This is a genomic window from Cobetia sp., from assembly GCF_983723665.1.
This window is the reverse complement of sequence record NZ_CFDJES010000129.1, coordinates 1-7,815: the sequence shown is the minus strand read 5'-3', so window position 1 is coordinate 7,815 and position 7,815 is coordinate 1. Positions and strand designations below refer to the sequence as shown.

At 65.4% G+C, this 7,815-nt stretch carries 8 protein-coding genes; all 8 read right to left on the bottom strand.

From position 1 onward, the window contains the following. Positions 1-123 precede the first annotated feature (123 nt). Positions 124-2,265 carry an alpha-galactosidase gene (locus AC4FAH_RS11890; RefSeq protein ID WP_490246082.1) on the bottom strand — a complete coding sequence of 714 codons (2,142 nt, stop codon included), beginning with the start codon at positions 2,263-2,265 and terminating at the stop codon, positions 124-126. Between the two features lie 77 nt (positions 2,266-2,342). Further along, positions 2,343-2,534: a hypothetical protein gene (locus AC4FAH_RS11885; RefSeq protein ID WP_490246081.1), complete on the bottom strand. Its 192-nt coding sequence runs from the start codon at positions 2,532-2,534 to the stop codon at positions 2,343-2,345. A 45-nt stretch (positions 2,535-2,579) separates the two neighbouring features. Then, positions 2,580-3,506, bottom strand: coding sequence for an SMP-30/gluconolactonase/LRE family protein (locus tag AC4FAH_RS11880; protein WP_286988171.1), 927 nt, complete (start codon positions 3,504-3,506; stop codon positions 2,580-2,582). A 120-nt stretch (positions 3,507-3,626) separates the two neighbouring features. After that, positions 3,627-4,241, bottom strand: a complete 615-nt coding sequence (locus AC4FAH_RS11875; protein WP_286988172.1) for a 2-dehydro-3-deoxy-6-phosphogalactonate aldolase — start codon at positions 4,239-4,241, stop codon at positions 3,627-3,629. 106 nt (positions 4,242-4,347) lie between these two features. Further along, the gene (locus AC4FAH_RS11870; RefSeq protein WP_213114627.1) at positions 4,348-5,385 is read right to left on the bottom strand and encodes a 2-dehydro-3-deoxygalactonokinase; all 1,038 of its coding nucleotides are present in this window, start codon (positions 5,383-5,385) and stop codon (positions 4,348-4,350) included. Continuing rightward, on the bottom strand, positions 5,382-6,173 hold the full coding sequence (locus AC4FAH_RS11865; protein ID WP_213114626.1) for an SDR family NAD(P)-dependent oxidoreductase: 792 nt from the start codon (positions 6,171-6,173) through the stop codon (positions 5,382-5,384). Before AC4FAH_RS11865 ends, AC4FAH_RS11870 begins: the two co-directional genes overlap by 4 nt. 96 nt (positions 6,174-6,269) lie before the next feature. Further along, positions 6,270-7,418: a galactonate dehydratase gene (dgoD, locus tag AC4FAH_RS11860; protein ID WP_213114625.1), complete on the bottom strand. Its 1,149-nt coding sequence runs from the start codon at positions 7,416-7,418 to the stop codon at positions 6,270-6,272. 97 nt (positions 7,419-7,515) lie between these two features. Next, the coding region (locus AC4FAH_RS11855; protein ID WP_490246080.1) for an FCD domain-containing protein at positions 7,516-7,815 on the bottom strand (300 nt) is incomplete at its 5' end.

Below are 7,815 nucleotides of genomic sequence, written 5' to 3'. Positions count from 1 at the left end.
GGCCAGCGATCACGTGGCCAGTGTTCCGGGTAGTAACAGACACCGAGCTGCATGGGGGTCATCCTTGAAGCTGAAAATGGGGAGCGAGCGCAGCGCAGGCCATCACGGCCGGCGCGGCACGGGTCATGCCGCAACCGCCTGAAGGTGAATCAGGATTGCCTGGTCAGGGTCCAGCACCGGCAGGGCAAGGCCTTCACGCATCAGGTACTCACCGGAGACGACGACCGGCTCGCCGGCCTGTTGTCGGCTGATCCAGGCGGGCAGCTGCTTCATGCGTCGCTCCGGGTGCTCCGGCAGTTCCAGCAGCTCGAGCCGGTAGGCCGTGTCGGCTTGCAGGCCGGTCAGCGGCTGGGCGGCGGGCACGGCGTGACGTGGCATGGCCAGCTGGCTGATGCTGAAAAGGGCCTGCTGGCCATCCTGACTGACCACGCCATGGGCATGCTGATTGTCATCCAGGCAATCCAGGCGCCAGTTGACACCGTTGTGCAGCAGGCCACGCAGCGACTTGTAGCGCGCTATCCAGCCGCGCAGCTCACTGCGCTCCGCCTGATCGAGCTGGCTGACATCCAGCTCCAGCCCCAGATGACCGAACAGTGCCGTGGAGGCGCGGAAGGCGAGCGTCGTGCGTCGCGAGGTAGTGTGAGCGTGTTGCGGCCCGATATGCGCGCCCAGAAGCTCCGGCGGCAGTACGCGACTGGCCCCGCGCTGGATATGCGTGCGCTCGTGGGGGTCATTGCAGTCGGACGTCCAGACGCGATGGGTGTGCCGGAGTATGCCGTGATCGGTGCGCGCGCCACCCGAGGCGCAGCTCTCGATCTCGACGCCGGGATGCGCCTTTCGCAGGCGGGCCAGCAGCGAGTAGAGCGCGCTGACCTGGGCATGGGCGGCAGGCTTGCCGCGTCCTTCCTCCGATTGACCGCCCGCGTGGGTCAGGTCGCGATTCATGTCCCATTTCAGATACTTGATCGGGTATTCGCTGAGCAGCGCATCGAGGCGCGCAAACAGGTAGTCACAGACCTCGCGGCGGGTCAGATCCAGTACGCATTGATAACGTCCCAGCGGCTGCTCACGCCCCTCCAGCCCGAGGATCCAGTCCGGATGGCTGCGGAAGAGTTCACTGTCGGGATTGACCATCTCGGGCTCGACCCACAGGCCGAATTCCATGCCGTGCGCCTGTACTGACTCGATCAGCGGCCCCAGCCCCTGCGGGTACTTGCCGGCATCCAGATACCAGTCGCCCAGGGCGGCGCGCTCGCCATCCCGGCCGACGAACCAGCCATCATCGAGCACGAAACGTTCGGCACCCACCTCACCGGCGGCAACGACCAACTCATCGAGCCGCGTCGCATCGTGATCGAAGTAGAGCGCTTCCCAGGTATTGACGTGTACCGGGCGCGGCTTGTCAGCCACCGGCCAGTCAAGGCGCGCGCGCAGGGTGCGATGCATGCGCTGGTTGGCACCATTGATGCCCGTATCCGACCAGGCCATCACCACTTCCGGGGTGGTCACGCTGTCGCCGGCGGCCAGCATCTGCTCGCCTGGCAGCAGCAGGGCGCCCATCTGCAGTTGGGTGCTGCCATCGAACTGCCGCTCGATCAGGGCGCGATGGTTGCCGCTCCACGCCAGATGCGCGGTGATGACTTCGCCACGCTGCTCGCTGAAGCCTGGCGTGCCGGTGATCAGCGTCGGCACGCGTTGATGCGAGCTGCGCCCGCGACGGTTCTCGAGCGTGAAGGTGCCTTCGCTGAGACGATGACGCGTCTCGGTGAACTCCTGCACCCAGCGGCCACCGAAACTCAGGCATTCCTCGAAGCGGACCGGCAGCGGCAGGCAGGCAGCCGCCAGCCATTCGAGCCGGTAGGGCGCTGATGACTGATTGGTCAGAGTCGTCTGCTGACGCAATACACCCTCGCGGGTGACGGTCAGCGCGATCAGCACTTCCAGCTCACTCAGGCTGTCACGAAGCGTCAGGCGGGCGTGGGCGCCGGTGGCATCCGTCGAGCAGGCCACATCGCTCAGGCGCATCGCCGTCAGCCAGTCGCGGCCTTCGCGGTCACCGATCAGCGCGGGATAGCCGGCAAAGCCGAGTCCGGCATCATTGAAAAGGGTATTGGGCGGCAGCTGATCCAAACTCGCCTGGGGCGTGGCGGCAGCGCTCATCAGGCGGTGCTGAGCCGGATTGATGGGCGCAATGCGCCCGAAATGGGCCAGTTTGAGCAGGTCATCGGCGAGATCCAGCTGCAGCTGGATGCCATCGGCACTCAAGCTCAACCACTGTTGATCGCTTGACCAGGTCGCGTCAGGCGCAGCCGAAGGTCGGGGAGATGGGGCGTCTGCGGTCATCATATCAGGCGGTGCTGAGCCGGATTGATGGGCGCAATGCGCCCGAAATGGGCCAGTTTGAGCAGGTCATCGGCGAGATCCAGCTGCAGCTGGATGCCATCGGCACTCAAGCTCAACCACTGTTGATCGCTTGACCAGGTCGCGTCAGGCGCAGCCGAAGGTCGGGAAGATGGGGCGTCTGCGGTCATCATGAGAGGTCCAGAAATAAAGAAAGATCAGAGACGGAATGGCAGTTGTCAGCCCAGCACCAGCGGTGGCTCTGCCAGTCCCTTGAAGCCGTGTGCTGACAGGTCCAGCGCGAAGAGGTCGCCATCCCCCGCCGCATGATCCGGCGAAGCCAAGCCTTCATGCGCCGTAGTGATATACAGCGTGCTCAGCCCCTCGCCACCCAACAGCGGGCACGAAGGCTGGCTGACCGGCAGCGTCACATGGGCGATTTCCTTGCCGTCGTGGTCCAGCCTGGCCACGCGGCCGGCTCCCCAGAGCGCGATCCACATGTGGCCGTCGGCATCGATCACGGCGCCATCCGGGCCACCACGGGCATCGCGCAGATCGGCCCAGACCTCAGGGGCGTTGTATTCACCTGCTGAGGTGAGTGGCCAGCCATCGGCGTCCAGCTGCCAGCGCATCACCTGACCGGTGACGGTGTCGGTGAAATAGGCGAAGCGGCCATCCGGCGAGAAGCACAGCGCATTGGGAATGCTCAGCCCCTCGAGCACGCGGGTCAGCTCACCGCGATGCAGTCGATAGAGGCTGCCAGCGCCGGACTCGGCGTTGCAGCCCATGCTCGACAGCCACAGACTGCCGTGACGATCGACCCGCGCGTCATTGCTGCGCGTGGCCGGCGTCATGTCCGCCTCGAAGGGCATGAAGTCCTCCACGGCGCCGGTCTCGGGGGTGAAGCGCGAGAGCATCCCCTCTGCGACCAGCAGGTAATCGCCGTCTTGGGTAACGGCTGCGTAGGAGGTGCGGCGCGCGAGCTGAGTGATGACGTGATCACTGCCGTCAGCGGCGGCGTGATGCAGCTCGCCGGCGAGGATGTTCAGCCAGCGCACCCGCGCAGGCAGGGCCTTGGTCGCGGGCGTCCAGCCCGGTCCTTCGCCCAGCTCGCAGCCACTGGCGACGAGGCGCCTGGCAGTGCCAAGGCATGGTGATGACGTCATCTGCTGCTCCTTTGCGATAACCATGGTCTTTTTTAGCCATGGTCGCTTATACCCATGGGCTATTGGCGCGCTCTCGTCGCTCTTGCAGCGACGTGGCTTGTCGCCATCCGTGTGTGGCTGTCAGTCGGCCGCCTGCCATGCCGCGACCAGCGTGCGGGCGCGCTCGCCCACTTCGGCGGCGCTCAGGCTCGGTGTGTAGATGGCCGTGCCGAGGCCAGCGCCGTGGACACCCGCCGCGCGCCATTCGGCGAAGTTGTCACTGCCGATGCCGCCGACGGCATAAAGCTCGGTGTCCTTGGGCAGCACGGCCAGCATGGCTTTCATGTTGACGATGCCGACCTGAGTCGCCGGGAACAGCTTGAGGCCCGAGGCGCCGGCAGCGAGAGCCGCGAAGGCTTCCGTCGGCGTGACGATTCCGGGTAGCGAGACCATCTCCAGGCGGCGGCTTTCGCGGATGACATCGACATCGGCATTGGGTGAGACGATCAGACGACCGCCGGCGGCGTGCACGTCGCGCACCTGCTGCGGGGTCAGCACGGTGCCGGCGCCGATCAGGATCTTGCCGCCATGCGCGCGCTCGCAGTGCTCGACCAGCGCGGCGATGCTCTCCAGCGGTTGAGGGGAGTTGAGCGGGACTTCGATGCGGGTGATGCCGGCGGCGATGATCTCGTCGGCGATGGCGATGATGTCTTGCGGTGTCACACCGCGTAGTATGGCGACTAGAGGCAGGCTCATGGCGATCTCCAGAAATGGGGCTGTTTGAAGAGGAGCTCTTTGAATAAGGGCTGTGTGAAGTGAGTAATGACGTGGCTCACCGGCTGGCAATGTCAGCAACGCTGAATCAATGGCTCACAGAGGCGCGATCCGATGACGACGCACGGTCTGATGACGATGCCTGCGCGGATGATCGTGCACGCTGGATGCGTCCGAGGCCTGCCAGAATCATGTCGGCGTTGGCCGCGGTGGTGACCTGATAGCCCAGATGCTCCAGCGCGACCTGATAGCGCTGGCACAGCACGGCGTCACCGATCAGGGTGATGGTGGCGTGATCAGGCAGCTCCGCAGTGGCTCCCGCCAGCTCAAGCCCCAGCACCAGGCCTGACAGGCGTGCGCCGAGTACCGCCTTGCGAGCGTCACCCTGAGGCAGAGCCGTATCGAGCAGATCACGGGCACGAATGCCGAACAGTTGCGCGGTGGTGCGCTCCGGGGCGGCAAGCGCCGTATCGATGCCCTCCAGATAGGCATCGCGCTGGGCGGGGTCGCTGAGATCTCCCGCGGCGACGGAGTGCTTGAGCACCGAATCCTGACTGAGCAGCTTGTAGAGCTCGCCGCTCATGAAGGTACTGAAGCCGGTGATGGCGCCACCGACGAGATGCGCCCACTTGGCGTGGGTGCCGGGCAGACACACCGCACCGCTGTAGTCGGGTTGGGCGGCGACCAGGCCCGCCAGCTGGGTCTCCTCGCCACGCATGACATCGTAGCTCGGCTGCTGCTGACAGAGGCCCGGCACGATGGCAACGGCAAGGCGGCTGTCGCGGGTCGCAACATGGGTCAGCTGCTCGGAGAGTGCCCCCAGTACATCACGGGAAGGCGCCTTCTCCGTAGGCAATGGCAGGTAAGCCGCCTCCTGCCAGCCCTGACGCGCGCCGGCCATGCCACAGATCAGCACCGGCATGGGAGAGGTCGCATCGTCGGGCAGCCAGTCATTGATCAGCACGCGCAGCACATCCTCGAACTCATCCGCCGCCAGTCCCAGCATGCCGCGGGCACTGCTGGCCTGGGCGATGACTGCGTCGTCGCCATTGACGGCCCAGGCGCGCAGATTGCTGGAACCCCAGTCGACGGCGATCCAGGCCGGCGTGACGCTGACGCCGCTCACACTCGGCCTCCGTCTACCACCATCGGCTGGCCAGTCATCATGCGCGAGGCGCTGGAGGCCAGGAACAGACACGGATTGATCATGTCCTCGACCGGAATGGCCTCTTTCAGGCACTGCTGGTCAATGCACTCGTTCAAGTCCTTGTCGTTGACCCACAGCTCGCGCTGACGCTCCGTCATCACCCAGCCCGGAATCAGGCAATTGACGCGAATGGCGTCCGGGCCCAGCTCGCGCGCCAGTGCCTTGGTCATGCCCATGATGCCGGCCTTGGCGGTGACGTAGGTCGGGTAGCCGCCCAGCCCCAGCATGTAGCTGTTGGAGGACAGATTGATGATGGCGCCGCCACCCAGCGCGCGCATGTCGGGGGCGACGGCCTGGGCGGTGAAGAATTGCGGGCGCAGGTTGGTGGCGATGGATTCATCCCACTGTTCCACCGTCCACTCATCCAGCCTATGACGGGTGTCACGCGCGGCGTTGTTGATCAGCACGTTGATCAGGCCGTGGGCCTCACGCGCCTGAGCGACGGCGGCCTGCAGCGCCTCGATATCCTGGATGTTGCAGGGGATGAACAGCGGACGATTGGCGTAGCGAGCTTCCATGGCGTCACAGAATTCGCTGGCATCGGACAGGCCGACGAAGGCGACCTTGGCGCCCTGGGCGAGGAAGCCTTCGGTCAGCGCGGCGCCGATACCGGAGCCACCGCCGGTGATGAAGACGCTGGCGCCTTCGAGGTCCGGGTAGCGAAAGTCGGCGAAGGCGGGGCGTTCGGATGATGCGGTACGAGTCATGTCGAATCCTTCCTAGAGCGTGACAGGCCTTCGGCGGAAGGCCTGTCCTGGCATGGCGTCTGTGTTGTCAGTGTGTGCGTTGCGGCATGCTCAGCATTACCACTCGGCGACGGAGCCGTCTTCGTGGGTCCACAGCGGGTTGCGCCAGCGATGGCCGACCTTGGCACGCTCTTCGACGAAGGCTTCGTCGATCTCGACGCCCAGCCCCGGGCCCTGCGGAATGGCGCAGAAGCCGTCCTTGATCGCCAGCGCATCCTTGTCGACCAGGTAATCCAGTACGTCGTTGTCCTTGTTGTAGTGGATTCCCATGCTCTGTTCCTGGATGAAGGCGTTGTGACACACCGCGTCCAGTTGCAGCGAGGCCGCCAGCGTCAGCGGGCCGAGCGGGCAGTGCGGGGCCAGCGCCACATCGTAGGCCGAGGCCAGGGTGGCGATCTTCAGGCCTTCGCTGATGCCGCCACAGTGGGAAAGGTCCGGCTGGATGATGTCGACCATGCCGTCCGCCAGCAGATCGCGGAACTGGAAGCGGGTGTGCAGGCGCTCGCCGGTGGCGATGGGCGTCGCGATGCCTTCGGCGATATGCTTGAGCGACGGCAGGTGTTCAGGTGCGACCGGCTCCTCGATGAACATCGGGTGGAACTGCTCCAGCTCACGCAGCAACGCCTTGGCCATCGGGCGATGCACGCGACCATGGAAGTCGATGCCGATGCCGACATCCGGGCCGACCGCATCACGGGCCTCGGCGACACGTGCCACGGCGTCATCGATCTTCTTGTGCGAATCGACGATCTGCATCTCCGGCGTGCCATTCATCTTGAAGGCGGTGAAGCCCTGGTCGACCAGCGCCTTGGCGCCTGCGCCGACATCTGACGGGCGGTCGCCGCCGGTCCAGGCGTACATGCGCATCTTGTCGCGCATCGGGCCGCCGAGCAGCTGGTGCACGGGCACTCCCAGATCACGGCCCTTCAGGTCCCACAGCGCCTGATCGATGCCGGCGATGGCTGACATCAGGATCGGGCCGCCACGGTAGAAGCCCGCGCGGTACATCACGTTCCACAGGTGCTCGATATTGCGCGGGTCCTGACCGACCAGATAATCGGACAGCTCGTGCACGGCGGCCTCGACCGTCGCGGCGCGGCCCTCGATGACCGGCTCGCCCCAGCCATAGCAGCCTTCATCGGTCTCGATCTTGAGAAAAAGCCAGCGCGGCGGAACTTGCCAGGTCTTGAGTCGGGTGATTTTCACGGATGCATCCTTGTTGAGAATGGGCGTTTGAACGAGGGTCAGCGCCAGGCGAAGCGAGTGGTGGGATCGGCCGTCATCAGCTGACGCCCGATCAGCATCAGAAGCGGCGGTGCCCCAGCTGCGGGTGGTCCGGTGAGAAGCCGAGGTCGCGCGCTGCGGTCTCCAGTACCCGCTCGGCACAGGTGCGTGCCATCTCGGGCTGGCGCAGGCGAATGGCCTCCATCACCGCGCGATGACGATCGAGGCTGGCGCGATGATGGCTGTGATCATGCTGCTGCGCGGACTGCTGGGTACTGTGGATCAGTTGGCTGATGGAAGGGCGCAGCAGGCTGCCAAGCTGTGTCCATACCAGATTGTGGGTGGCGTGGTAGATGGCCTCGTGGAAGGCGACATCGTG